The organism is Shinella zoogloeoides, assembly GCF_022682305.1.
Lineage (GTDB): Bacteria > Pseudomonadota > Alphaproteobacteria > Rhizobiales > Rhizobiaceae > Shinella > Shinella zoogloeoides_B.
The window spans coordinates 1,601,488-1,623,876 of record NZ_CP093528.1; the positions used below are offsets into that span (position 1 = coordinate 1,601,488).

Consider the following 22,389-nt stretch of genomic DNA (forward strand, 5'->3'; position numbering starts at 1 on the left):
CCCCGGGTCTGCCATCGCTGACTATTGGCGATACCGACATAATTCAGGGTGGAAATGACATGGCTGCTTCGGTGGAGATCGGTCTGGTGATCTATCCCGGCGTGCAGATGGCCGCCGTGCTTGGCATGACCGATCTGTTCAATGCCGCGACGGAGCTTGCCGGCCGCAAGGGCAAGGCCGGTCCGAGGTTGTGCGTGAGCCACTGGCGGCTCGATGAGGGCAAGCCGGTCCGCACCGGCGTGGGCGATGTGTCCGGCGAAGCGTCCCGGCCCTGCGTGCTCGTGCTCCCGCCGGCACTTGGCGATCCGATCCGGCGCGAGGACGCCGCGCCCTTTGCCGCATGGCTCTGCGAGTGTCATGCAAGCGGCATCCAGCTTGCCTCGATCTGTGCGGGCGCTTTCCTGCTGGGGGAGACGGGACTTCTCGCCGGGCGGACGATCACCACCAACTGGGTGATCGCGGAAACGTTCGAACTGCGCTTCCCACAGGTGCGGGTGGATACGGACCGGCTGCTCAGCGACGACGGCGATATCGTCACGGCGGGCGGCGTCATGGCCTGGGTCGACCTCGGGCTGAAACTGATCGACCGCTTCCTCGGGCCAACGGTGATGCTGGAGATTGCACGACAGTTCGTCATCGATCCGCCGGGGCGCGAGCAGCGTTACTACAGCACCTTCTCGCCGCGCCTGCTGCATGGCGATGCGGCGATCCTGAAGGTGCAGCATTGGCTGCAGGCGACGGAGGCGCGGGAGGTGGGTATCGATGCGCTCGCCGCGCAGGCCGGACTGGAGGAGCGGACGTTCCTTCGCCGTTTCCGCAAGGCGACGGGCCTGACGACGACGGACTATTGCCAGCGGTTGCGCGTGGCGAAGGCGCAGGAGCTGTTGCAGTTCGGCGCGCGCTCCGTCGATCTCGTGGCGAACGATGTCGGCTATAACGACCCCGGCGCGTTCCGGAAGGTCTTCGCCCGCATTGTCGGGCTGACGCCGGGGGAATACCGCAAGCGCTTCCGCTCCTGACGAGCCTATTCCGGCCGCTGGCGATTGCGCACAACCGTCACGGTACATGGCGCATGGGCCGCGATCTCGCCGGAGACGCTGCCGAGCATGGAGCGCATCGTCGATTCGGCGCGCGCGCCGAGGACGATGTGATCGACATAGTTTTCCCTGGCATATTCGAGGATGGCATCGGCCGGCGAGACGGCCTCCAGCACATGGAAGGTGATGCCGCCGCCGGGTGTCGGAAGGTCCGTCGACCAGTTGCGCAGTTGCACGAGGCGCAGGACGTGCTTGTTGCGGCCCTCCTCGTCCAGCGAGGTGTCGATGGCGATGCGGTTGATCTTCAGGACATTGATGCAGGCGATGCGGGCGTCCGGCGTGTTCTCGATGATGCGGGCGACGGTTTTGCGCTTGGCGTCATCGAGGTCCGGTGCGTTGCCGGCAAGGTCTATCGCCACGGCGACGATGGGCGCGTTGGCGAGCTGCGCTTCCGCGGTCTGCGGTTTCACGGTTTCGATGGGCACCGGATTGAACCGGCGGCGCAGCACCGTGCCGAGCGGGTCGCGTTTCATCTTGTCCGCGCGCGCCGTCAGCTTGACGGCGGAAAGGTCCTGCAGGTCGAGGGCGAGCTGGGCGGCGCTCGGATAGCGCCAGGCCGGGTTCACCTCCAGGCAATGCAGGATGATCTCCTGCAAGGCCGGCGGGATGGCGGCATTGCGGGCGCGGGGCGGCAGCGGATCGCGCCAGAGCCGGCGTTTCAGGCCCTTCAGGCGCTGCGGATCGCCGAAGGGGCGCTCGCCGGTGGCGAAGAAATAGAGCATGACGCCGAGCGCGAAGAGATCGCTGCGGAAATCGCTGCGCGTGCCGAGCACCTGTTCGGGCGCCATATAGGGCGCGGTGCCGTAGGGCAGGCGGAACTGTTCGTCCATCAGGTCCGGCAAGTGGATGTGGCGTGCAAGGCCATAGTCGATCAGCACCGCCTCGCCGGTCTCGCGGAACATGACGTTGGAGGGCTTCAGGTCGAGATGCACGACATGCTGGCGGTGCAGCGAATCGAGCGCCACCGCCACCTTCGCGCCGATGGCGGCGACCTCTTCCGGCGGCAACGGCAGGCGCTCCAGCAGCGGATAGAGCGAGCCGCCGGGCAGGCGCTCCATGACGATATAGGGCAGCATCGCAAAGTCGCCGTTGGCGATAAAGCGCGGCACATGCGGGCCGGAAAGGCGCGGCAGGATCATCTGCTCCATCTCGAAGCCGACGATGGCCGCCGGGTCGTCGCCTTCGCCGATCACCGGCACCTTCATCAGGATCGGGATGTCGATATCCGGCCGGCTGACCTTCCAGATCCGCGCCATGCCGCCGTTATGGGCGATATCCTCGATGACGAAGCCATCGATCTCGTCGCCGGGTTTCAAGCGTGCTTTCACCATCTAGCGTCCCCGGAACAGGCGGTCGGCGAGCGAGGCCGGCAGGCCCGCCGCGTGAATCTTGCCGGCGGCCTTCCCCACGTCGTAGGCGGCGCGCAGGAAGCGCAGCGTCGCGCTTGCCGTATCGTAGAGCGCGAAGGCGGCGGCTGGGTTGCCGTCGCGCGGCTGGCCGACGGCGCCCATGACGGCGAGCCACCGGCGCTGCGGCAGAAGCGGCACCGGCGTTGCGGCGACGGGACAGAAATACGTGACCTTGCCGCCCGGCGCGGTGCAGTAGAGCGCCGGCTTGTGCACATGGCCGCAGAAGCTGACGGGTGCCGTGCAGGCGGCAAGGTGTTGCCCGGCGTCGCCCGTATCAAGCACATAGTTCCAGTCGGCCGGTGCGCTGGCATCGGCGTGGACGAAGAGACAATCGCCTTCGCGGGCGGTGAAGGGCAACGCGGCCAGGAAGGCGCGCGTGCGTCCGCCGAGCTGCCGGCGCGTCCATTCGAGAGCGAGCGTCGCCGTCGGGTTCATCGAGACGGAAGGATTGCCGACGGCATCGTCGTGGTTGCCGCGCAAAACGATCGCGCCCGTTTCGGCAAGCGCCATCGCCCGCTCGGCGCACCATTCCGGGTCCGCGCCGTAGCCGACGATATCGCCGAGCAGCACGAAGCGTTCGGCGCCCGCGTCCTCGGCGGCCGCCAGCACGGCCTCGAAGGCCTCGCGGTTGGCGTGGATATCGGAGAGGATGGCGAGCAGCATGGCGATCCGATCTGTAGTCGTCGTAGACCATAGCGTGCCTTGCCCGCCGCAGCCATTCGACGGAAGGGGAATATCGCGGTGCGTGACTGGCGGTTCGTCAAGTTTTACCGCGTGTCAGGGCGAAGAGGTCGGCATCCGCATCGCCGTGGCCGGCAATGTCCGCGGAGACGATCTCGGCGGCGATCTGGCTGAAGGTGATGCCGTTTCCGCCGAATCCCATCACCGCGAAGACATTCTCGTGGCCCGGAACGCGGCCGATCAGCGGAAGGCCGGTGCGTGTCGTCCCGAAGGGCGCGGCCCAGATATGGTCCGGCTCCGGAAGGGAGATATCGAGCAGCGCTTCCAGTTTCCTGCGAATGGTCCTCGTCTTGCTTTTCAGCTTGCGCGGCGAGGCATAGGCATCCTCGCTTTCCTCGTCCTCGCCGCCGGCGATCAGCCGGCCGTCGCGGGTGCGGCGGAAATAGAGATAGGGATCGGCGCCTTCCCAGACGATGCAGTCGCCCAGCCAGTCCGGCAACTTCGTGGCCGGTGGGGTGGCAAGCGCCCAGGTCGAGACGATGGCATGGTCTTTGTTCGCCACCGCCTCCAGAAACTCATAGCCGGAGCAGAAGACAACGTGGCGGGCGGAAAGCAGAGCGCCCGTGGCGGTTGCAAGGAAAACACCCTGCGGCGTCGAGCGCATGTCGGTGATTTCGAGTGGACTTGCGATCTCCACGCCTTGCCCCGCCGATGCCCGCAGGATGCCGGCCGCCATCTGCGCGGGATTGCCGGAGGCCGATATATCGCTGAGGATTGCGGCGGTGCGGTCGATGGAGAAGGTGCTGGAAAGATCGGCGGCGGCGAGGAAATCCGCTGCGATGCCGGCGGCATGACGGGCCTCGACTTCCGTGTGCAGCGCCCGCCGGCCATAGGCATCACCGGCAAGAAACAGCGTCTTCTTGCGCTCGAAGCCGCAGGAGATGCCGGTATCCGACACGATATGCGTCAATTGCTCGACGGCGCGGGCAGAGCGCCGCCACGCGCGCCGGGCCTTCTCCTCACCGATCATGCCGGCAAGCCTGTGGAGCGGAATATCGATCTCGTGCTGGATCATCGCGGTGCTGGCAAGCGTGCTGCCCCGCACGGGTTCGCGCCGATCGACGACGAGAATGGAACGCCTGCCGTCCGCCAGAGCATGCGCCATCAGTGCCCCGGATATGCCGGCGCCGACGACGATGACGTCGTAATCGGCGCGTGACGGCCTTGATCGTGTTTTGAGGGAGATGCGCGGCGAATCCGCCCAAACGGGACGGGACTGGTGCAGATCGCGTTGCCGGGTGATATCGCGGGACCGGGAAATGTGCAGCCTCCATGGTTGAAGGTCGTTCGAAATGGCGGGCGGGCGGAAAAGTTCCCGCCATGTTTCAAGCACGGTACTGGCGCTTGCATTGCGCGGCGAAAGCAGGCAAAGCAAGCGCGCCTGAAACACGACAGGATTTTGCCCATGACCGTGAGTTCGAGAACGCCCCGCCCGATCGACCATCTGGTGCTGCCGGTATCCGAACTTGCCCTTGCCCGCGACCGGCTGACGGCGCTTGGCTTCACCGTCGCGAAGGATGCCCGCCATCCGTTCGGCACGGAGAACTGTTGCGTCTTCCTTGCCGACGGCAGCTACCTCGAACCGCTCGGCATCGCCAATCGCGAGGAATGCGAGGCGGCGGCGCGCGAGGGTAACGCCTTCGTCGCGCGTGACCAGGCCTTCCGTTTCCGTCGCGGCCTCGATGGCTTTTCCGGTATCGCCATGGCGACCGGCGATGCCTTCGAGGATGATCGGCGCTACGCGGCGGCCGGCCTTTCCGGCGGCGAGGTTCTGGAATTTTCCCGCGATATGCTGCTGCCTGATGGAACGAAGGCGACCGGCAGCTTCCGCCTTGCCTTCGCCGCCGACCTGCGCAGCCCGGATTTCTTCTTCTTTGCGTCCCAGCGCGTCGTGGCGTTGCCCTCCGACCGCAAGGCGCTGGAGGCGCACGAGAACGGCGTCGTCGCCCTTGCCGAAGTCGTGCTGTCGGAACAGAACCCGACCGACTTCCAGTATCTGGTGCAGGAAGCCGCCGACGAGCGCGAGGTCGAGGCGCTGTCCTTCGGCATGACTGTCGAGACGCCGCGCGGTCGTATCACTGTGCTGAACGACGCCGGCCTCGAAGGCTTCTACGGCATTGCGCCGGTCGCCGGCGCGGATCGCGGCCTCAAGGGGCAGGCGGTCGTCTTCAAGGTTTCCAGCCTGTCCGATTGTCGCCGCCTGCTGACGGAGCGCGGCGTCGCCTTCCGGGAACGGGATAACCGTCTTCTGGTGCCGCCGGCGCCGGGGCAGGGCGTCCTCTTCGTCTTTGGAGAATGAGATGAATACCAATTCCACCGTTATTGTCGGCGAAGGCGCCAGGAAGGTCACCTTCGCGCAAGACAAACGCTTCTCGCTGATCGCCGGCCCCTGCCAGATGGAGAGCCGCGACCATGCCTACATGATCGCCGGCACGCTCGCTGAACTCTGCGGAAAGCTCGGCATCGGCCTCGTCTACAAGTCCTCCTTCGACAAGGCGAACCGCACCTCGCTGTCCGGCAAGCGCGGCATTGGGCTTGAAAAGGCGATGGAAATCTTCGCCGATCTCAAGAAGGATTTCGGTTTTCCGGTGCTGACCGACATTCACACGGAAGAGCAGTGCGGCCTCGTTGCCGGCACGGTCGATATCCTGCAGATCCCGGCCTTCCTGTCGCGCCAGACGGACCTACTCGTCGCCGCGGCGAAGACCGGCCGCACGATCAACGTCAAGAAGGGCCAGTTCCTCGCGCCCTGGGACATGAAGAACGTGCTCGCCAAGTTCACCGAGAGCGGCAATCCCAACGTGCTGCTCTGCGAGCGCGGCGCATCCTTCGGCTACAACACGCTGGTCTCCGACATGCGTTCGCTGCCGATCATGGCCTCGCTCGGTGCGCCGGTCGTGTTCGACGCGACCCATTCGGTGCAGCAGCCGGGCGGGCAGGGCGGCTCCTCCGGCGGGCAGCGCGAATTCGTCGAGACGCTGGCCCGGGCGGCGGTCGCCGTCGGTGTCGCCGGCCTCTTCGTCGAAACGCACGAAGACCCGGATCATGCGCCTTCCGACGGGCCGAACATGGTCCACCTCAAGGACGTGCCGAGGCTTCTCGAAAAGCTGCTCGCCTTCGACGCAATCGCCAAGGCCTGACACTTCAAACGGATGACACGGAGACGTGCCATCCGTTTTTTCTGGCGCCGACGCGCCATTGTAATTTCCGCATGGTCGATTAAAAGTGGATTTTAATCGATTTATAAACCCCGAAACCAGGACGATATCCATGACTGCTATCATCGACATCATCGGCCGCGAGATTCTCGACAGCCGCGGCAATCCCACCGTTGAAGTGGACGTGCACCTCGAAGATGGCAGCTTCGGCCGCGCGGCCGTTCCGTCGGGCGCCTCCACCGGCGCGCATGAAGCCGTCGAACTGCGCGACGGTGGCACGCGCTACCTCGGCAAGGGTGTCGAGAACGCCGTCGCCGCCGTCAACGGCGAAATCTTCGAAGCCATCGGCGGCCTCGACGCCGAAGATCAGATCCAGGTCGACCAGACGATGATCGAGCTCGACGGCACGCCGAACAAGGCACGCCTCGGTGCCAACGCCATCCTCGGCGTCTCGCTCGCCGTCGCCAAGGCCGCCGCCGAAGCCGCCAACCTGCCGCTCTATCGCTATGTCGGCGGCCCGAACGCTCGCGTCCTGCCGGTGCCGATGATGAACATCATCAATGGCGGCGCTCATGCCGACAACCCGATCGATTTCCAGGAATTCATGATCGTTCCGGTTGGTGCCGAGACGATCCGTGACGCCGTGCGCATGGGCTCGGAAGTCTTCCACACGCTGAAGAAGCAGCTCGCCGCCGACGGCCACAACACGAATGTCGGCGACGAAGGCGGCTTTGCGCCGGGTCTCGCCTCGGCTCCCGCCGCTCTCGACTTCATCATGAAGTCCATCGAGAAGGCCGGCTACCGTCCGGGCGAAGACATGTTCATCGCGCTCGACTGCGCCTCGACCGAGTTCTTCAAGGACGGCAAATACGTGCTGGAAGGCGAAGGCCGCACGCTGGAGCCGGCCGCCATGGCCGATTACCTCGCCGAACTGGCAGCCAAGTACCCGATCTTCTCCATCGAGGACGGCATGGCGGAAGACGACTGGGACGGCTGGAAGACGCTGACCGACAAGATCGGCAAGAAGGTGCAGCTCGTCGGCGACGACCTGTTCGTGACGAACTCCGCACGCCTGCGTGACGGCATCAAGATGGGCGTCGCCAACTCGATCCTCGTCAAGGTCAACCAGATCGGCTCGCTCTCCGAGACGCTCGACGCCGTCGAGACCGCGCACAAGGCGAGCTACACCGCCGTCATGTCGCACCGCTCGGGCGAGACGGAAGACTCCACCATCTCGGACCTCGCCGTCGCCACCAACTGCGGCCAGATCAAGACCGGTTCGCTCGCCCGTTCCGACCGTACCGCCAAGTACAACCAGCTCATCCGCATCGAGGAGCAGCTTGGCGCACAGGCCCGGTTCGCAGGGCGCAGCATCCTGCGCGGCTGATTGGAGAAACAGTTTCTCCGAAACGACGAAACCCGCATCTGACGATGCGGGTTTTGTTTTTTGAAGGGGCGCGAACGGCCCTTTTTAGAGGCGCTCGCTACGCCTTTTGCCGCCCGGCCAACCCGCCGGCGCAGTCCCGGCGGGCAGGGTGGACGGCGATGAAAAAGCGGATGGTGTGAGGTCGGCGAGGGAGCGGAGAGGGGGCTTCACCGGGTCGCGTCACGCGCCAGGCCCGTCGCTCCAAATCACCCTTTCTCCCCCGTCAGATACCTTCGGAGCCGAACCCGGGGCGATTGCGCGGGCGGTGCTGCCCGGCCCCGTCCAGGGCGGCTGCCGGCGGCGCTCCGTATCTGCCGCACGCGCTTTTTCCTGCGCATCCCCATCATGGTCAATGATCGGTTAACCCCTTGGCGTTAGTATCGAATCCGTATTGCGTATCAGGGCACGGACATGTGGACCAAGCATCATAAGAAGCGGAAATTCGGCCGTTTGGCGCTACCGGTAATTACAGTCGCATTCCTTTCCTACTTCGGGTATCATTCCATTCACGGCGACTTGGGTCTGCGCGGAATGGAGGATTTCGAGCGACAGAGAGTGGAACGGCAGGCGCGTCTGGACGTGCTCGTGCGGCAGCGCCAGATCCTGGAAAAAGAGGTGGCTTTGATGAGTGACGGCTCGCTCGAGCGCGACATGCTCGACGAAAAGGCGCGCTCGTATCTCAACATGTCCCGGGCCGACGAAATCGTTATTTTCCACTGAAAAAGTCGATTAACTGAAATCTGGTTAATCATAAATCTGCCTTAGTAATCAGCGGCTTGCGAAGAATATAAGCCATGCATTTATAGCATTGCTGCGCTGGGCTTTCTCCCCTATGGTTTTCGCCAAGAGGCAAACATAGGGAGGTACGAATGGCTCCGCGCAAAAACGCGTCCACGTCCAGCCGCAAGCTTGCGGCAAAGCCTGCGAAAAAAGATTTCAACGGCGGCATCATCGCCGACTTCTCCAAGGAAGACGACCTGAAGGCCTACCGCGAGATGCTGTTCATCCGGCGTTTCGAGGAAAAGGCCGGCCAGCTCTACGGCATGGGCTTCATCGGCGGCTTCTGTCACCTCTATATCGGCCAGGAAGCTGTCGTCGTCGGCATGCAGATGGCGCTGAAGGAAGGCGACCAGGTCATCACCGGCTACCGTGACCACGGCCACATGCTCGCCTGCGGCATGAATGCGCGCGGCGTGATGGCGGAGCTGACCGGACGCCGGGGCGGCCTTTCCAAGGGCAAGGGCGGCTCCATGCATATGTTCTCCAAGGAGAAGCATTTCTATGGCGGCCACGGTATCGTCGGCGGCCAGGTGTCGCTCGGCACGGGCCTCGCCTTCGCCAACCGCTACCGCGGCAACGACAACGTCTCGCTGACCTATTTCGGCGACGGCGCGGCCAACCAGGGCCAGGTCTACGAAAGCTTCAACATGGCCGCGCTCTGGAAGCTGCCGGTCATCTACATCATCGAGAACAACCGCTACGCCATGGGCACCGCCGTCTCGCGCGCCTCCGCCCAGACGAACTTCTCCGAGCGCGGCACCTCCTTCGGCATTCCGGGCTACCAGGTCGACGGCATGGACGTTCGCGCCGTGAAGGCCGCGGCCGACGAGGCTGTCGAGCATTGCCGCTCCGGCAAGGGTCCGATCATTCTCGAAATGCAGACCTATCGCTATCGCGGCCACTCCATGTCGGACCCGGCGAAATACCGCTCGAAGGATGAAGTGCAGAAGATGCGCTCCGAGCACGACCCGATCGAGCAGGTGCGCGCGCGCCTTCTGGAAAAGGGCTGGGCGAGCGAAGACGATCTCAAGCAGATCGACAAGGACATCCGTGACGTCGTCGCCGACAGCGCCGATTTCGCGCAGGCCGATCCGGAGCCGGATGCATCCGAACTCTACACCGACATCCTGCTGTAATCCGGGGAGGGACACCAATGCCAATCGAGATTCTCATGCCCGCCCTGTCTCCGACCATGGAGGAGGGCACGCTCTCCAAGTGGGTCAAGAACGAGGGTGACACCGTCAAGTCCGGCGACGTGATCGCCGAAATCGAAACCGACAAGGCGACGATGGAAGTCGAAGCCGTCGACGAAGGTGTGATCGGCAAGATCCTGATCGCCGCCGGCACCGAGGGCGTCAAGGTCAACACCGCGATCGCCGTTCTGCTGCAGGATGGCGAAAGCGCCGACGCTGTTGCCGCGCCGAAGGCCGCCGCCGCGGAAAAGCCGGCGGAAGCCGCTGCGCCTGCTGCAGCTCCGGCTGCCGCGCCCGTTCCGGCTGCGCCGAAGGGCGAAGTCGCGTCCGATCCGGATATCCCGGCCGGTACCGAAATGGTCATGACGACGGTGCGCGAAGCGCTGCGCGACGCCATGGCGGAAGAAATGCGTCGCGACGCCGACGTCTTCGTCATGGGCGAGGAAGTGGCCGAATATCAGGGCGCCTACAAGATCACGCAGGGCCTTCTTCAGGAGTTCGGCGACCGCCGCGTCATCGACACGCCGATCACCGAGCACGGCTTTGCCGGCCTCGGCGTCGGCGCCGCGATGACGGGTCTGAAGCCGGTCGTGGAATTCATGACCTTCAACTTCGCCATGCAGGCCATCGACCACGTCATCAACTCCGCCGCCAAGACGCTCTATATGTCTGGTGGCCAGATGGGCGCGCCGATCGTCTTCCGCGGCCCGAACGGCGCGGCAGCCCGCGTCGCCGCCCAGCACTCGCAGTGCTATGCGGCCTGGTACAGCCATGTTCCCGGCCTCAAGGTCGTCATGCCCTACACGGCAGCCGACGCCAAGGGCCTGCTCAAGGCCGCCATCCGCGATCCGAACCCGGTCATCTTCCTTGAAAACGAAATCCTCTACGGCCAGAGCTTCGAAGTGCCGAAGATGGACGATTTCGTGCTGCCGATCGGCAAGGCCCGCATTCACAAGAAGGGCAACGACGTCACCGTCGTCTCCTTCGGCATCGGCATGACCTATGCGCTGAAGGCCATCACGGAACTTGAGAAGGACGGCATCGACGTCGAACTGATCGACCTTCGCACCATCCGCCCGATGGATCTGCCGACCGTCATCGAATCGGTCAAGAAGACCGGCCGTCTCGTCGTCGTCGAAGAGGGCTTCCCGCAGTCTTCCGTCGGCACCGAGATCGCGACCCGCGTCATGCAGCAGGCCTTCGATTATCTCGATGCGCCGATCCTGACGATTGCCGGCAAGGACGTTCCGATGCCCTACGCCGCCAATCTCGAAAAGCTGGCGCTTCCGAATGTCGGCGAAGTCGTCCAGGCGGTCAAAACCGTCTGCTACAAGTAAGGGGAGGGTTGAGGTATGCCGATCAACATTACGATGCCGGCCCTTTCGCCCACCATGGAAGAGGGCAATCTCGCCAAGTGGCTCGTCAAGGAAGGCGACACCGTGAAATCCGGTGACGTCATCGCCGAGATCGAGACCGACAAGGCGACGATGGAAGTCGAAGCCGTCGATGAAGGCGTTGTCGCCAAGATCGTCGTGCCGGCCGGTACGGAAGGCGTAAAGGTCAACAGCCTGATCGCCATCCTCGCCGCTGACGGCGAAGACGTGGCTGCCGCCGCTGCCGGCGGTGGCAGTGCCGCTGCTCCGAAGGCGGAAGCACCGAAGGAAGCCGAAAAGCCCGCTGCTGCTGCCGCAGCCCCGGCCGCCGCTGCGCCTGCGACGGCAGCCGCCGCTGCCGGCCCGCGCGTCGGCAACGGTCTCTTCTCCTCGCCGCTCGCCCGCCGTATCGCCAAGGAGGCCGGGATCGACATTTCGGCCGTCACCGGCTCCGGCCCGCATGGCCGTGTGGTCAAGAGCGACGTCGAGAAGGCCGTGGCCTCCGGCGGCGCCAAGCCCGCCGCTGCTGCGGCCCCGGCTGCTGCTGCCGCGTCCGCTGCGCCTGCCAGCGCTCCGAAGGGCATGTCTGAAGATGCCGTGCTCAAGCTCTTCGAGCCGGGTTCTTACGAGCTCGTGCCGCATGACGGCATGCGCAAGACCATCGCCAAGCGCCTGCAGGAATCCAAGCAGACGATCCCGCACTTCTACGTCTCGGTCGACGTCGAACTCGACGCGCTGCTCGCGCTACGCGCCCAGCTCAACGGCTCCGCCCCGACGGACAAGGACGGCAAGCCGGGCTACAAGCTCTCGGTCAACGACATGGTGATCAAGGCCATGGCGCTCGCGCTGCGCGACGTGCCGGACGCCAACGTCTCCTGGACCGACAGCAACATGGTCAAGCACAAGCACGCGGATGTCGGCGTCGCCGTCTCCATTCCGGGCGGCCTGATCACCCCGATCATCCGCAGCGCCGAACTGAAGACCCTGTCCACCATCTCCAACGAGATGAAGGACCTCGGCAAGCGCGCCAAGGAACGCAAGCTGAAGCCCGAGGAATACCAGGGCGGCACGACCGCGGTCTCCAACATGGGCATGATGGGCGTGAAGAACTTCGCCGCCGTCGTGAACCCGCCGCACGCGACGATCCTGGCGGTCGGCGCGGGCGAGGAGCGAGTCGTGGTCAAGAAGGGCGAGATGGTCATCGTCAACGCGATGACCGTGACGCTCTCCACCGACCATCGCTGCGTCGATGGCGCGCTCGGAGCCGAGCTTCTCGGCGCCTTCAAGCGCTACATCGAGAACCCGATGGGGATGCTCGTCTGATAGCGGGGTGCGGCCATGAAAACGGTTCTCTGCTACGGTGACAGCCTGACCTGGGGCTACAACGCGGAAACGCTCGACCGGCACGCCTTCGCGGATCGGTGGCCGAGCGTTCTCGCCAAGGCTCTCGGACCTGACGCCACCGTGATAGCGGAGGGTCTCAATGGCCGCACCACCGCCTATGACGACCATCTGGCGGATTGCGACCGCAACGGCGCGCGCATCCTGCCGACGATCCTGCACAGCCACGACCCGATCGATCTCGTGATCATCTTGCTGGGCGCCAACGACATGAAGCCTGCCATCTGCGGCACGGCCTTCGGTTCGGTGCAGGGCATGGAGCGGCTGGTGTCGCTGGTGCGCCACCACGCCTGGTCGTTCGGTGCGGAAGAGGGGCCGGAAGTGCTGCTCGTCTCGCCGCCGCCGCTTTGCGAAACCGCCAACACCGTCTTCGCGGCGATGTTTGCCGGCGGCGTGGAGCAGTCGGCCATGCTGGCGACGCTCTATGCGGACCTTGCGGACGAAACCGGCTGCGGCTTCTTCGATGCAGGCTCCGTCGCTGAGACGACGCCGCTCGACGGCGTGCATCTCGATGCGGCCAATACGCGGGCGATCGGCAAGGGTCTGGAACCGGTCGTGCGCATGATGCTCGGACTCTAAACATATAGGACAAGACGCGGCGCTTCGTTCCCGCGCAACAAGTGAGGCAGGAAACGACATGGCTCAATCCTACGACGTCATCGTAATCGGTTCGGGTCCGGGCGGCTACATCGCCGCGATCCGTGCGGCGCAGCTCGGCCTGAAGACGGCCATCGTGGAGCGCGAGCACCTCGCCGGCATCTGCTCCAACTGGGGCTGCATTCCCACCAAGGCGCTGCTGCGCTCGGCGGAAATTTTCCATTACGCCCAGCATCCCGGTGACTATGGCATCAAGGTCGAAGGCTCGGTCACGCCGGACCTCAAGGCCATCGTCGCCCGCTCGCGCGGCATTGCCCAGCGCATGAACGGCGGCGTCGGCTTCCTGATGAAGAAGAACAAGGTCGATGTCATCTGGGGCGAGGCCAAGGTCACGAAGCCCGGCGAGATCGTCGTTTCCAAGACGACCAAGGCAATCCAGCAGCCGCAGGCACCCGTTCCGAAGAACGTCCTTCCCGAAGGCACCTACACGGCCAAGCACATCGTCATCGCCACCGGCGCCCGTCCGCGCGCGCTGCCGGGCATCGAGCCTGACGGTAAGCTGATCTGGACCTATTTCGAGGCGATGAAGCCGGAGGAAATGCCGAAGTCGCTGCTCGTCATGGGCTCGGGCGCCATCGGCATCGAGTTTGCTTCCTTCTATCGCACGCTCGGCGTCGATGTGACCGTCGTCGAGGTGATGAAGTCCGTCATGCCGGTCGAGGACGTCGAAATCTCGGCGCTCGCCAAGAAGCAGTTCGAAAAGCAGGGCATGAAGATCCATCTGGAGGCCAAGGTCGCCAAGGTGGAGAAGGGCGCCAACTCGGTCACCGCCCATGTCGAGATGAAGGACGGCAAGATCGAGAAGATCACGGCCGACCGCATGATCTCCGCCGTCGGCGTGCAGGCCAATATCGAGAATATCGGCCTCGAGGCGATCGGCGTGAAGACCGACCGCGGCTTCATCGCCATCGACGGCTACGGCAAGACGAACGTTCCCGGAATCTATGCCATCGGTGACGTCGCCGGCCCGCCGATGCTCGCCCACAAGGCCGAGCACGAGGCCGTCATCTGCATCGAGAAGATCGCCGGCCTGCCGAACGTCCATCCGATGGACAAGTCCAAGATTCCGGGCTGCACCTATTGCCACCCGCAGGTCGCCTCGGTCGGCCTCACGGAAGCCAAGGCCAAGGAACAGGGCCGCGACATTCGCGTCGGCCGCTTCACCTTCGCCGGCAACGGCAAGGCCGTCGCGCTCGGCGAGGACCAGGGCATGGTCAAGACGATCTTCGACAAGAAGACCGGCGAACTGCTCGGCGCGCATATGGTGGGCGCGGAAGTGACGGAAATGATCCAGGGCTTCGTGGTCGCCATGAACCTGGAGACGACCGAGGAAGAGCTGATGCACACGATCTTCCCGCATCCGACGATCTCGGAAACCATGAAGGAAAGCGTTCTCGACGCCTATGGGCGTGCACTGAACGCTTGAACGTGCTAAAGCCCGCCTCCACATGAGGCGGGCTTTCGAATTTCGGTCCGCAAGACGGGCGCAGAAGCCCGCTAGGAAGTGGATAGACATGGTCACCATTCTCGACCGCACCAATCCTGACCCGAACGTTCCGCGCGTTCGCCACCCGGAAAAGGCCCATCGGCCGGATACCGAGGTGCTGCGCAAGCCGGAATGGATCCGCGTCAAGGCGCCGGTCTCAAAAGCCTATCAGGAAACGCGCGATCTCGTGCGCAGCCACAAGCTGGTTACGGTCTGCGAGGAAGCGGGCTGCCCGAATATCGGCGAGTGCTGGGACAAGAAGCACGCGACCTTCATGATCATGGGCGAGATCTGTACCCGCGCCTGTGCCTTCTGCAACGTGGCGACGGGCAAGCCCAATGCGCTCGACATGGAGGAGCCGGAAAACGTCGCCAAGGCCGTCAAGCAGATGGGCCTGTCGCATGTCGTCATCACCTCGGTTGACCGCGACGATCTGGAAGACGGCGGCGCCGAGCATTTTGAAAAGGTGATCTGGGCGATCCGCGCCGCGTCGCCCGCAACCACCATCGAGATTCTGACGCCGGACTTCCTGAAGAAGCCGGGCGCTCTGGAGCGCGTCGTCGCCGCAAAGCCCGACGTCTTCAACCACAATATGGAAACCGTGCCGGGCAACTATCTCACGGTTCGCCCCGGCGCGCGCTACTTCCACTCCGTCCGCCTCCTGCAGCGCGTGAAGGAACTGGACCCGACCATGTTCACCAAGTCGGGCATCATGGTGGGCCTCGGCGAGGAGCGCAACGAAGTGCTCCAGCTTATGGACGACCTGCGCACCGCCGACGTCGACTTCCTGACCATCGGCCAGTACCTTCAGCCGACGCGCAAGCACCACAAGGTCGATCGTTTCGTGACGCCGGACGAGTTCAAGTCCTACGAGACCGTCGCCTATACCAAGGGTTTCCTGATGGTCTCCTCCAGCCCGCTGACGCGCTCCTCGCACCATGCCGGCGACGACTTCGCCCGCCTGCGCGCCGCCCGCGAGAAAAAACTTCTCGCCGCCGCGGAATAGACTTTTCCGCCGGTCTCCTTTAAGCCCCGCCGTCCTGCAGGACGGCGGGGTTTTTCGTTTCGGAGGCGGCGATGACTATCACGATGGAGGAAGCGGCGGGGCGCTTGAAAACGGCCGAGCGCGTGCTGGTCATCGGCTGCTCGGGCAGCGGCAAGAGTACCCTGGCGCGCAAGCTCGCCGGACGGATCGGCCTGCCTTACGTTTCAATGGACCGCGAAATCTTCTGGCTGCCGGGCTGGCAGTCGCGGCCGCGCGCCGAGGCTCTGGCGCGTCTTGAGGCGGTCGTTGCCGGCGAACGCTGGATCATCGACGGCACCAGCCCCGGCACCCTGCCGCTGCGCCTGCCTCGCGCCCATCTCGTGCTCTGGCTTCGTCCGCCGCGCTATATGTCGCTCTACGGCGTCGTATCGCGCTGGCTGCGCTATCGCGGGCGCTCGCGGCCGGAAATGGCGGATGATTGCCCGGAGAAGATAGACCGCGAATTCCTCGCCTATGTCTGGAATTTCGAAAAGACGGAAAGCCCCGAGATTGCGGAAAATCTTGCGGCATTTGGACCCGACGTGCCGGTTTGCGTGTTGAAATCGCGGCGGGAGAACGACCGGCTACTTGCAAGACTTGCCGCGGTTCATTAGCTCTCGGCCATGCCCCAGTTCGAAACCCGCAGGCCCGTTCCCCACACGCCAGACCAGATGTTCGATCTCGTCGCCGATGTCGAGCGCTACCCGGAATTCCTGCCGCTCTGCGAGGGGCTCGCGATCCGCTCGCGCAAGGAGCGCGACGGCAAGGAACTGCTGATCGCGGACATGACGGTCGGCTACAAGGCCATCCGCGAAACGTTTACGACGCAGGTCCTGCTGAACCGCGCCGAACGGGCCATCGACGTGAAATATATCGACGGGCCGTTCCGCTACCTCGACAATCGCTGGCGCTTCGAGCCGACAGCGGACGGCGGCTGTTCGGTGCATTTCTTCATCGACTACGAGTTCAAGAGCCGCATTCTCGGCGCGCTGATGGGGTCGATGTTCGACCGCGCCTTCCGCATGTTCACCGAGGCCTTCGAAAAGCGTGCGTCGGCGATCTACGGCGGCTCAATCAGCTGATATCTCCACCAGCATTTCCAGCGCGGTGCGCACGGTAGCCAATCGCACGGCGCTGCGGCCGATATCGCCGTAACGCATTTCGCGGTGAATGCTCTTGCCGTCTTTGCGGGCGGCGAGATGGACGAGGCCGACAGGCTTTTCCTCCGAGCCACCGCCCGGGCCGGCAATGCCGGTCACGGCGACGGAAACGTTGGCGCCGGAATTTCCGATGGCGCCTTCCGCCATCTCCAGGGCGACCTCACGGGAGACGGCGCCATGAGCCTTCAGCGTCGCATTGGCAACGCCGATCATTTCCCGCTTGGCCTCGTTGGAATAGGTGACGAAGCCCCGGTCGAAGACCAACGAGGAGCCGGCGATCTCGGTAATGACGCCAGCGATCAGCCCTGCGGTGCAGGATTCGGCGGTGGCGATCATCAGCTTGCGCTCGGTGAAATCCGCGACGATGCGGCGGGCGGCATCCTCGATATCGTCGGGCCAGATGCTCATGCGTCGGTTCCCCTGTAGACGACGGTTGCGGTGGCGATGGCGGCGATGCCCTCGCGCCGGCCGATGAAACCGATCTTCTCATTCGTCGTCGCCTTCACCGAGCAGCGGTCGATGGAAATGCCGAGGAAATCGGCAAGGTTCTGGCGCATCGCATCGCGGTGCGGCCCGACCTTCGGCGCTTCGGCGATCAGCGAGACGTCGGCGTTCATGATCGTGCCGCCCCTGGCGCGCACGATGCCGGCGGCATGCTCGAGAAAGATGCGCGAAGCGGCGCCCTTCCATTGCGGATCGGACGGCGGGAAATGATCGCCGATATCGCCCGCGCCGCAGGTGGCGAGCAGGGCGTCCGTCAGGGCGTGCAGCGCCACGTCCGCATCGGAATGACCGGACAGTTTCTGGTCATGCGGGATGAAGAGGCCGCACAGCGTCACGCCGTCGCCCTCGACGAGCTGGTGCACGTCGTAGCCGTTGCCGGTGCGCACATCGGGCAATCCGTGGGAAAGGCGCTGGTCGGCCATGGCGATATCCTTCTGCAGCGTAAGCTTGACGTTACCGGCGCCGCCTTCGACGAGGTGCACGCGCACGCCGGCCCATTCGGCAATCGAGGCGTCGTCGGTGAAATCCGCGCGGCCGGAAGCCGCGGCTCGGCGATGGGCTTCCAGAATGGTCGGGAAGTGGAAAGACTGCGGCGTCTGCGCGGCGAAGAGGCCGGAGCGGGAGACGGTTTCGGCGACATTGCCGTTGGCGTCGGCCCGTTTCAGCGTATCCGCGACGGCGATGGCCGGCAGGACGGCGCGCGCGCCGTGCTGGAAGGCGGTCAGCGTGCGCTCAAGGATGGCCGGCTCGACGAAGGGGCGCACGGCATCCTGGATGAGGACATGGCTGACGGCGTCCGCGGCCAGCAATTCGAGGCCTGCGAGGACGGATTGCTGGCGTGTCGGACCGCCGTGAACGACGGTGAGGCGGTCGCCGGCGGGCAGGGCGGCGGCGCGGGCGGTCTCGAACAGCGCTTCGTCATCGGGGTGTATCACCACGACGATACGCCGGGCGTGCGGCCAATTGACGAAGAGGTCCAGCGTATGGGAGATGACCGGCCTTCCGCCGATGCGGCGGTACTGTTTTGGGCCTTCGGCATGGCTGCCGGCCCGTTCGCCCCGACCGGCGGCAACGATCACAACACCGCAGGAAAACGCGTTTTCCGCCTGCATTTCGGTCCATCGCCTCCCGTTTCAAAGCGTTTTGAGGTGGTTTAGCCGGAAGGGCGGTGCAATTCCAGCGCTTCACGGAAAAATGCCGGATCGCAGGATTGCGGCTTGGCAAGAACGACAACAATGTCTAAAAATAGTGCACGGAAATGATCTGCTTGAAAGATGAGCATTTGGCGACCCCCGATCTCTCAGCGCCGCTGGCGATAGGCAACCAGACCCTGCGCAACCGCGTGGTTCTGGCGCCGATGTCCGGCGTTACGGACCTGCCGTTCCGCGATCTCGCCTGGCGTTTTGGCGCCGGCCTCGTCGTGACGGAGATGGTGGCGAGCCGGGAACTGGCGCTGAACGCCCGCGAAAGCTGGTCGCGCATCCGCAATTGCGGCATCCAGCCGCATATGGTGCAGCTTGCCGGCCGCGAGGCGCACTGGATGGCGGAAGCGGCGCGGATCGCCGAAGGCGAGGGCGCCGATATCGTCGATATCAATATGGGCTGCCCGGCCAAGAAGGTGATCGGCGGCTATTCCGGCTCCGCCCTGATGCGCGATCCGGACCACGCGCTCGGCCTGATCGAGGCGACCGTCAAGGCCGTGAAGGTGCCGGTGACGGTGAAGATGCGGCTCGGCTGGGATCATGATTCGCTGAATGCCCCGCATATCGCCTCGCGCGCCGAGGCGGCGGGCGCGGCGATGATCACCGTGCACGGGCGCACCCGCATGCAATTCTACGAGGGTAGAGCCGATTGGGACGCGATCCGCGCGGTGCGTGATGTGCTCTCCATCCCGCTCGTCGCCAATGGCGATGTCGATACGGCCGCGGACGCGCTGGAAATCCTGCGCCGTTCGGGCGCCGACGCCGTGATGGTCGGCCGTTCGGCGCAGGGCCGCCCCTGGCATCCGGCTGTTCTCGCCGGCGCTTGCGCGCATCCCTCGCCGGAAGAGGTCGCGGCGCTTGCCGTGGAGCACTATCGCATGATGCTTGATTTCTACGGCGTCGAAGGTGGCCTTCGCCATGCGCGAAAACATGTCGGCTGGTATCTGGAGCGCTTCGCGCCGGCCCTGACGGGACCTGCCAAGGCCGAGATCATGACGGCGCGCGACACCGATTTCGTCGCCGGCCGGCTGGCGGAGGCCCTGCTGGGCGGCGCGGCGCAGACCCTGGGAGACGCGGCATGACCGGAAAGCCGGCTGACCCGAATGCGGCCAAGGCCCCGGAACTGGCGCTTGCCGTGCTCAACGCCATCCAGAACCCCGTGATCCTCGTCGATGCCGACGGGCTGATCGCCTTCGCCAACTGGGAGGCGGAATCCTTCTTCGGCGCGAGCGCCAGCCATCTCGCGCGCCACAAGGTCTCGACCTTCATTCCCTTCGGCAGCCCGCTCCTGACGCTGATCGATCAGGTGCGCGAGCGCCGGGCGCCGGTCAACGAATACCGCGTCGATCTAAGTTCGCCGCGGCTCGGCGCGGAAAAGCTTGTCGATATCTATGTCGCGCCGGCGACGACGGAGCCGGGATCGGTGGTGGTCGTCATCCAGGAACGTTCGATGGCGGACAAGATCGATCGGCAATTGACCCATCGCACGGCCGCGCGTTCCGTGACGGGCCTTGCTTCCATGCTGGCGCACGAGATCAAGAACCCGCTCTCCGGCATTCGCGGTGCGGCGCAGCTTCTGGAAACCTCCGTCATCGACGAGGACCGGGCGCTGACGCGCCTCATCTGCGACGAGACGGACCGTATCGTTTCGCTGGTCGATCGCATGGAGGTGTTCTCCGACGAGCGGCCGGTCGATCGTGTGCCGATCAACATCCATGCCGTGCTCGACCATGTGAAGGCTGTGGCCAAGGCCGGCTTCGGACGCAAGATCAGGATTACCGAGCTTTACGACCCGTCGCTGCCGCCGGTCTATGCCAATCGTGACCAGCTCGTGCAGGTCTTCCTCAACCTCATCAAGAACGCCTCTGAGGCCATCGGCGACCGGCCGGACGGCGAGATCCAGCTCACGACGGCCTACCGTCCCGGCATCCGCCTCTCGGTCGCCGGAACGCGTGAGAAGATATCGCTGCCGCTGGAATTCTGCGTGCACGACAACGGCCCCGGCGTGCCGGGCGATCTGCTTCCCCATCTCTTCGATCCCTTCATCACCACGAAGACCAATGGCTCCGGCCTCGGCCTCGCGCTGGTCGCCAAGATCATCGGCGGCCATGGCGGCATCGTGGAATGCGACAGCCAGGGATCGCGGACCACCTTCCGCGTGCTGATGCCGGCCTCCCGCGGCGTCAGCGAAGACGACGACATTTCCAAGATCAAAGGACATGATTGATGACAGGCGCCACAGTCCTCGTTGCCGATGACGATGCCGCGATCCGCACGGTGCTCAACCAGGCCTTGAGCCGCGCGGGATACGACGTGCGGATCACCTCCAACGCGGCGACCCTGTGGCGCTGGATCGCCGCCGGCGAGGGCGACATCGTCGTGACCGACGTGGTCATGCCCGACGAGAACGCCTTCGACCTCCTGCCGCGCATCAAGAAGGCCCGGCCTGACCTGCCGGTGCTCGTCATGAGCGCGCAGAACACCTTCATGACGGCGATCAAGGCCTCGGAGAAGGGCGCCTACGACTATCTGCCCAAACCCTTCGACCTCACGGAATTGATCGCTATCATCGGTCGAGCCTTGTCCGAGCCGAAGCGCAAGCCCGCGCATTTCGACGACGACACGCAGGACGGCATGCCGCTCGTCGGCCGCTCGGCGGCGATGCAGGAAATCTACCGCGTGCTCGCCCGCCTGATGCAGACGGACCTGACGCTGATGATCACCGGCGAATCGGGCACCGGCAAGGAACTCGTCGCCCGCGCGCTGCATGACTACGGCAAGCGCCGCAACGGCCCCTTCGTGGCGATCAACATGGCGGCGATCCCGCGCGACCTCATCGAATCGGAACTTTTCGGCCACGAGAAGGGCGCCTTCACCGGTGCGCAGAACCGCTCGACCGGTCGCTTCGAGCAGGCCGAGGGCGGTACGCTCTTCCTCGACGAGATCGGCGACATGCCGATGGACGCGCAGACCCGGCTTCTGCGCGTGCTCCAGCAGGGCGAATACACCACCGTGGGCGGGCGCACGCCCATCCGCACGGATGTGCGCATCGTCGCGGCGACCAACAAGGACTTGAAGCAATCGATCAACCAGGGCCTCTTCCGTGAGGACCTCTATTACCGCCTGAACGTCGTGCCGCTGCGCCTGCCGCCGCTGCGCGATCGGGCGGAGGACATTCCCGATCTTGTGCGCCATTTCGTGCAGCAGGCGGAGAAGGAAGGGCTGGACGCCAAGCGCTTCGACCAGGAGGCGCTGGAGCTGATGAAGGCGCACCCCTGGCCGGGCAATGTGCGCGAACTGGAAAACGTCGTGCGCCGCCTGACTGCGCTTTATCCGCAGGATGTCATCACCCGTGAGATCATCGAGGCGGAGCTTCGCGCCGATATCCCCGACAGCCCCATCGAAAAGACCGTGACGCGCAGTGGTTCGCTGTCCATCTCGCAGGCCGTCGAGGAGAACATGCGCCAGTATTTCGCGAGCTTCGGCGACAGCCTTCCGCCTGCGGGCCTCTACGACCGCGTGCTCGCCGAGATGGAGTATCCGCTGATTCTCGCCGCCCTGACCGCCACGCGCGGCAACCAGATCAAGGCGGCCGACTTGCTCGGCCTCAACCGCAATACGCTGCGCAAGAAAATTCGCGAGCTTGGCGTGTCTGTGTACAGAAGTTCCCGCTCTGCTTGACTTTGCGGCAGGGGGCGTTGCATTTTAGCCACAATCTGTTGCTTGAGGGTAACAGAGGGGTGGCGGCCGAATAAGTCCGTTCTTCCGGCCGTCAGGA

22 protein-coding genes are annotated in these 22,389 nt (G+C 64.7%); 16 read left to right on the top strand and 6 right to left on the bottom strand.

All coding sequences use genetic code 11. From position 1 onward, the window contains the following. The first annotated feature begins 59 nt into the window (after positions 1-59). Entirely contained in the window at positions 60-1,019 is a 960-nt protein-coding gene (locus MOE34_RS08305) for a GlxA family transcriptional regulator (RefSeq protein WP_242222785.1), read from the top strand. Positions 1,020-1,024: 5 nt separating this feature from the next. Here MOE34_RS08305 and MOE34_RS08310 read toward each other — a convergent pair whose 3' ends face one another. From MOE34_RS08310 to MOE34_RS08320, 3 genes are all read right to left on the bottom strand, one after another. Then, positions 1,025-2,428 carry a bifunctional serine/threonine-protein kinase/universal stress protein gene (locus tag MOE34_RS08310; protein ID WP_242222787.1) on the bottom strand — a complete coding sequence of 468 codons (1,404 nt, stop codon included), beginning with the start codon at positions 2,426-2,428 and terminating at the stop codon, positions 1,025-1,027. Further along, on the bottom strand, positions 2,429-3,169 hold the full coding sequence (locus MOE34_RS08315; protein WP_242222789.1) for a metallophosphoesterase family protein: 741 nt from the start codon (positions 3,167-3,169) through the stop codon (positions 2,429-2,431). Positions 3,170-3,266: 97 nt separating this feature from the next. Next, positions 3,267-4,352: an NAD(P)/FAD-dependent oxidoreductase gene (locus MOE34_RS08320; protein WP_242222791.1), complete on the bottom strand. Its 1,086-nt coding sequence runs from the start codon at positions 4,350-4,352 to the stop codon at positions 3,267-3,269. Between the two features lie 300 nt (positions 4,353-4,652). Between MOE34_RS08320 and MOE34_RS08325 the strand changes: the two genes are divergently transcribed. The 12 genes from MOE34_RS08325 to MOE34_RS08380 all read left to right on the top strand — a co-directional run bounded on the left by MOE34_RS08325 (position 4,653) and on the right by MOE34_RS08380 (position 16,827). Next, complete coding sequence (locus tag MOE34_RS08325) at positions 4,653-5,546, top strand: VOC family protein (protein ID WP_242222793.1); 894 nt, start codon at positions 4,653-4,655, stop codon at positions 5,544-5,546. Position 5,547: 1 nt separating this feature from the next. After that, positions 5,548-6,387, top strand: a complete 840-nt coding sequence (gene kdsA / locus MOE34_RS08330) for a 3-deoxy-8-phosphooctulonate synthase (protein ID WP_242222796.1) — start codon at positions 5,548-5,550, stop codon at positions 6,385-6,387. Positions 6,388-6,517: 130 nt separating this feature from the next. Next, positions 6,518-7,792 carry a phosphopyruvate hydratase gene (eno, locus tag MOE34_RS08335; RefSeq protein ID WP_242222798.1) on the top strand — a complete coding sequence of 425 codons (1,275 nt, stop codon included), beginning with the start codon at positions 6,518-6,520 and terminating at the stop codon, positions 7,790-7,792. Positions 7,793-8,242: 450 nt separating this feature from the next. Next, complete coding sequence (locus MOE34_RS08340; protein WP_242222799.1) at positions 8,243-8,551, top strand: FtsB family cell division protein; 309 nt, start codon at positions 8,243-8,245, stop codon at positions 8,549-8,551. 149 nt (positions 8,552-8,700) lie between these two features. After that, a complete protein-coding gene (gene pdhA / locus MOE34_RS08345; protein WP_242222801.1) occupies positions 8,701-9,747 on the top strand; it encodes a pyruvate dehydrogenase (acetyl-transferring) E1 component subunit alpha in 1,047 nt (348 codons plus the stop codon). A gap of 17 nt (positions 9,748-9,764) precedes the next feature. Continuing rightward, the gene (locus tag MOE34_RS08350) at positions 9,765-11,141 is read left to right on the top strand and encodes a pyruvate dehydrogenase complex E1 component subunit beta (protein WP_242222803.1); all 1,377 of its coding nucleotides are present in this window, start codon (positions 9,765-9,767) and stop codon (positions 11,139-11,141) included. Between the two features lie 15 nt (positions 11,142-11,156). Then, complete coding sequence (locus tag MOE34_RS08355) at positions 11,157-12,500, top strand: pyruvate dehydrogenase complex dihydrolipoamide acetyltransferase (protein WP_242222805.1); 1,344 nt, start codon at positions 11,157-11,159, stop codon at positions 12,498-12,500. A gap of 15 nt (positions 12,501-12,515) precedes the next feature. Beyond that, a complete protein-coding gene (locus MOE34_RS08360; RefSeq protein ID WP_242222806.1) occupies positions 12,516-13,157 on the top strand; it encodes an SGNH/GDSL hydrolase family protein in 642 nt (213 codons plus the stop codon). A 58-nt stretch (positions 13,158-13,215) separates the two neighbouring features. Continuing rightward, entirely contained in the window at positions 13,216-14,661 is a 1,446-nt protein-coding gene (lpdA, locus tag MOE34_RS08365) for a dihydrolipoyl dehydrogenase (protein ID WP_242222808.1), read from the top strand. A gap of 88 nt (positions 14,662-14,749) precedes the next feature. Then, positions 14,750-15,727 (top strand): lipoyl synthase, encoded by a 978-nt coding sequence (gene lipA / locus MOE34_RS08370; protein ID WP_242222811.1) that lies wholly within the window; start codon positions 14,750-14,752, stop codon positions 15,725-15,727. A gap of 71 nt (positions 15,728-15,798) precedes the next feature. Next, positions 15,799-16,359, top strand: a complete 561-nt coding sequence (locus tag MOE34_RS08375) for an AAA family ATPase (RefSeq protein WP_242222813.1) — start codon at positions 15,799-15,801, stop codon at positions 16,357-16,359. A 9-nt stretch (positions 16,360-16,368) separates the two neighbouring features. Beyond that, a complete protein-coding gene (locus MOE34_RS08380; RefSeq protein WP_242222814.1) occupies positions 16,369-16,827 on the top strand; it encodes a type II toxin-antitoxin system RatA family toxin in 459 nt (152 codons plus the stop codon). Here the strand turns inward: MOE34_RS08380 and MOE34_RS08385 are convergent. The 3 genes from MOE34_RS08385 to MOE34_RS25425 are packed head-to-tail and all read right to left on the bottom strand — an operon-like array spanning position 16,816 to position 18,691. Next, positions 16,816-17,313 carry a CinA family protein gene (locus tag MOE34_RS08385; RefSeq protein WP_242222816.1) on the bottom strand — a complete coding sequence of 166 codons (498 nt, stop codon included), beginning with the start codon at positions 17,311-17,313 and terminating at the stop codon, positions 16,816-16,818. The genes MOE34_RS08380 and MOE34_RS08385 overlap by 12 nt on opposite strands. Further along, complete coding sequence (locus MOE34_RS08390; protein WP_242222817.1) at positions 17,310-18,521, bottom strand: bifunctional 2-C-methyl-D-erythritol 4-phosphate cytidylyltransferase/2-C-methyl-D-erythritol 2,4-cyclodiphosphate synthase; 1,212 nt, start codon at positions 18,519-18,521, stop codon at positions 17,310-17,312. The genes MOE34_RS08385 and MOE34_RS08390 overlap by 4 nt, the downstream gene beginning before the upstream one ends. Before the next feature lie 41 nt (positions 18,522-18,562). Beyond that, positions 18,563-18,691 carry a hypothetical protein gene (locus tag MOE34_RS25425; RefSeq protein ID WP_277955666.1) on the bottom strand — a complete coding sequence of 43 codons (129 nt, stop codon included), beginning with the start codon at positions 18,689-18,691 and terminating at the stop codon, positions 18,563-18,565. Here MOE34_RS25425 and dusB point away from each other — a divergent pair. The 3 genes from dusB to ntrC are packed head-to-tail and all read left to right on the top strand — an operon-like array spanning position 18,668 to position 22,292. Beyond that, on the top strand, positions 18,668-19,693 hold the full coding sequence (gene dusB, locus MOE34_RS08395) for a tRNA dihydrouridine synthase DusB (RefSeq protein ID WP_242222820.1): 1,026 nt from the start codon (positions 18,668-18,670) through the stop codon (positions 19,691-19,693). The genes MOE34_RS25425 and dusB overlap by 24 nt on opposite strands. Continuing rightward, a complete protein-coding gene (locus tag MOE34_RS08400) occupies positions 19,690-20,838 on the top strand; it encodes a two-component system sensor histidine kinase NtrB (RefSeq protein WP_242222821.1) in 1,149 nt (382 codons plus the stop codon). The genes dusB and MOE34_RS08400 overlap by 4 nt, the downstream gene beginning before the upstream one ends. Next, positions 20,838-22,292: a nitrogen regulation protein NR(I) gene (ntrC, locus tag MOE34_RS08405; RefSeq protein ID WP_242222823.1), complete on the top strand. Its 1,455-nt coding sequence runs from the start codon at positions 20,838-20,840 to the stop codon at positions 22,290-22,292. Before MOE34_RS08400 ends, ntrC begins: the two co-directional genes overlap by 1 nt. Positions 22,293-22,389: the final 97 nt, after the last annotated feature.

What these genes read in the sequence shown, in the direction of transcription:
- MOE34_RS08305 (WP_242222785.1), top strand. Translation starts at nt 60, where the DNA reads ATGGCTGCTTCGGTGGAGATCGGTCTGGTGATCTATCCCGGCGTGCAG.
- MOE34_RS08310 (WP_242222787.1), bottom strand. Translation starts at nt 2,428, where the DNA reads ATGGTGAAAGCACGCTTGAAACCCGGCGACGAGATCGATGGCTTCGTC.
- MOE34_RS08315 (WP_242222789.1), bottom strand. Translation starts at nt 3,169, where the DNA reads ATGCTGCTCGCCATCCTCTCCGATATCCACGCCAACCGCGAGGCCTTC.
- MOE34_RS08320 (WP_242222791.1), bottom strand. Translation starts at nt 4,352, where the DNA reads ATGGCGCATGCTCTGGCGGACGGCAGGCGTTCCATTCTCGTCGTCGAT.
- MOE34_RS08325 (WP_242222793.1), top strand. Translation starts at nt 4,653, where the DNA reads ATGACCGTGAGTTCGAGAACGCCCCGCCCGATCGACCATCTGGTGCTG.
- kdsA (WP_242222796.1), top strand. Translation starts at nt 5,548, where the DNA reads ATGAATACCAATTCCACCGTTATTGTCGGCGAAGGCGCCAGGAAGGTC.
- eno (WP_242222798.1), top strand. Translation starts at nt 6,518, where the DNA reads ATGACTGCTATCATCGACATCATCGGCCGCGAGATTCTCGACAGCCGC.
- MOE34_RS08340 (WP_242222799.1), top strand. Translation starts at nt 8,243, where the DNA reads ATGTGGACCAAGCATCATAAGAAGCGGAAATTCGGCCGTTTGGCGCTA.
- pdhA (WP_242222801.1), top strand. Translation starts at nt 8,701, where the DNA reads ATGGCTCCGCGCAAAAACGCGTCCACGTCCAGCCGCAAGCTTGCGGCA.
- MOE34_RS08350 (WP_242222803.1), top strand. Translation starts at nt 9,765, where the DNA reads ATGCCAATCGAGATTCTCATGCCCGCCCTGTCTCCGACCATGGAGGAG.
- MOE34_RS08355 (WP_242222805.1), top strand. Translation starts at nt 11,157, where the DNA reads ATGCCGATCAACATTACGATGCCGGCCCTTTCGCCCACCATGGAAGAG.
- MOE34_RS08360 (WP_242222806.1), top strand. Translation starts at nt 12,516, where the DNA reads ATGAAAACGGTTCTCTGCTACGGTGACAGCCTGACCTGGGGCTACAAC.
- lpdA (WP_242222808.1), top strand. Translation starts at nt 13,216, where the DNA reads ATGGCTCAATCCTACGACGTCATCGTAATCGGTTCGGGTCCGGGCGGC.
- lipA (WP_242222811.1), top strand. Translation starts at nt 14,750, where the DNA reads ATGGTCACCATTCTCGACCGCACCAATCCTGACCCGAACGTTCCGCGC.
- MOE34_RS08375 (WP_242222813.1), top strand. Translation starts at nt 15,799, where the DNA reads ATGACTATCACGATGGAGGAAGCGGCGGGGCGCTTGAAAACGGCCGAG.
- MOE34_RS08380 (WP_242222814.1), top strand. Translation starts at nt 16,369, where the DNA reads ATGCCCCAGTTCGAAACCCGCAGGCCCGTTCCCCACACGCCAGACCAG.
- MOE34_RS08385 (WP_242222816.1), bottom strand. Translation starts at nt 17,313, where the DNA reads ATGAGCATCTGGCCCGACGATATCGAGGATGCCGCCCGCCGCATCGTC.
- MOE34_RS08390 (WP_242222817.1), bottom strand. Translation starts at nt 18,521, where the DNA reads ATGCAGGCGGAAAACGCGTTTTCCTGCGGTGTTGTGATCGTTGCCGCC.
- dusB (WP_242222820.1), top strand. Translation starts at nt 18,668, where the DNA reads ATGATCTGCTTGAAAGATGAGCATTTGGCGACCCCCGATCTCTCAGCG.
- MOE34_RS25425 (WP_277955666.1), bottom strand. Translation starts at nt 18,691, where the DNA reads ATGCTCATCTTTCAAGCAGATCATTTCCGTGCACTATTTTTAGACATT.
- MOE34_RS08400 (WP_242222821.1), top strand. Translation starts at nt 19,690, where the DNA reads ATGACCGGAAAGCCGGCTGACCCGAATGCGGCCAAGGCCCCGGAACTG.
- ntrC (WP_242222823.1), top strand. Translation starts at nt 20,838, where the DNA reads ATGACAGGCGCCACAGTCCTCGTTGCCGATGACGATGCCGCGATCCGC.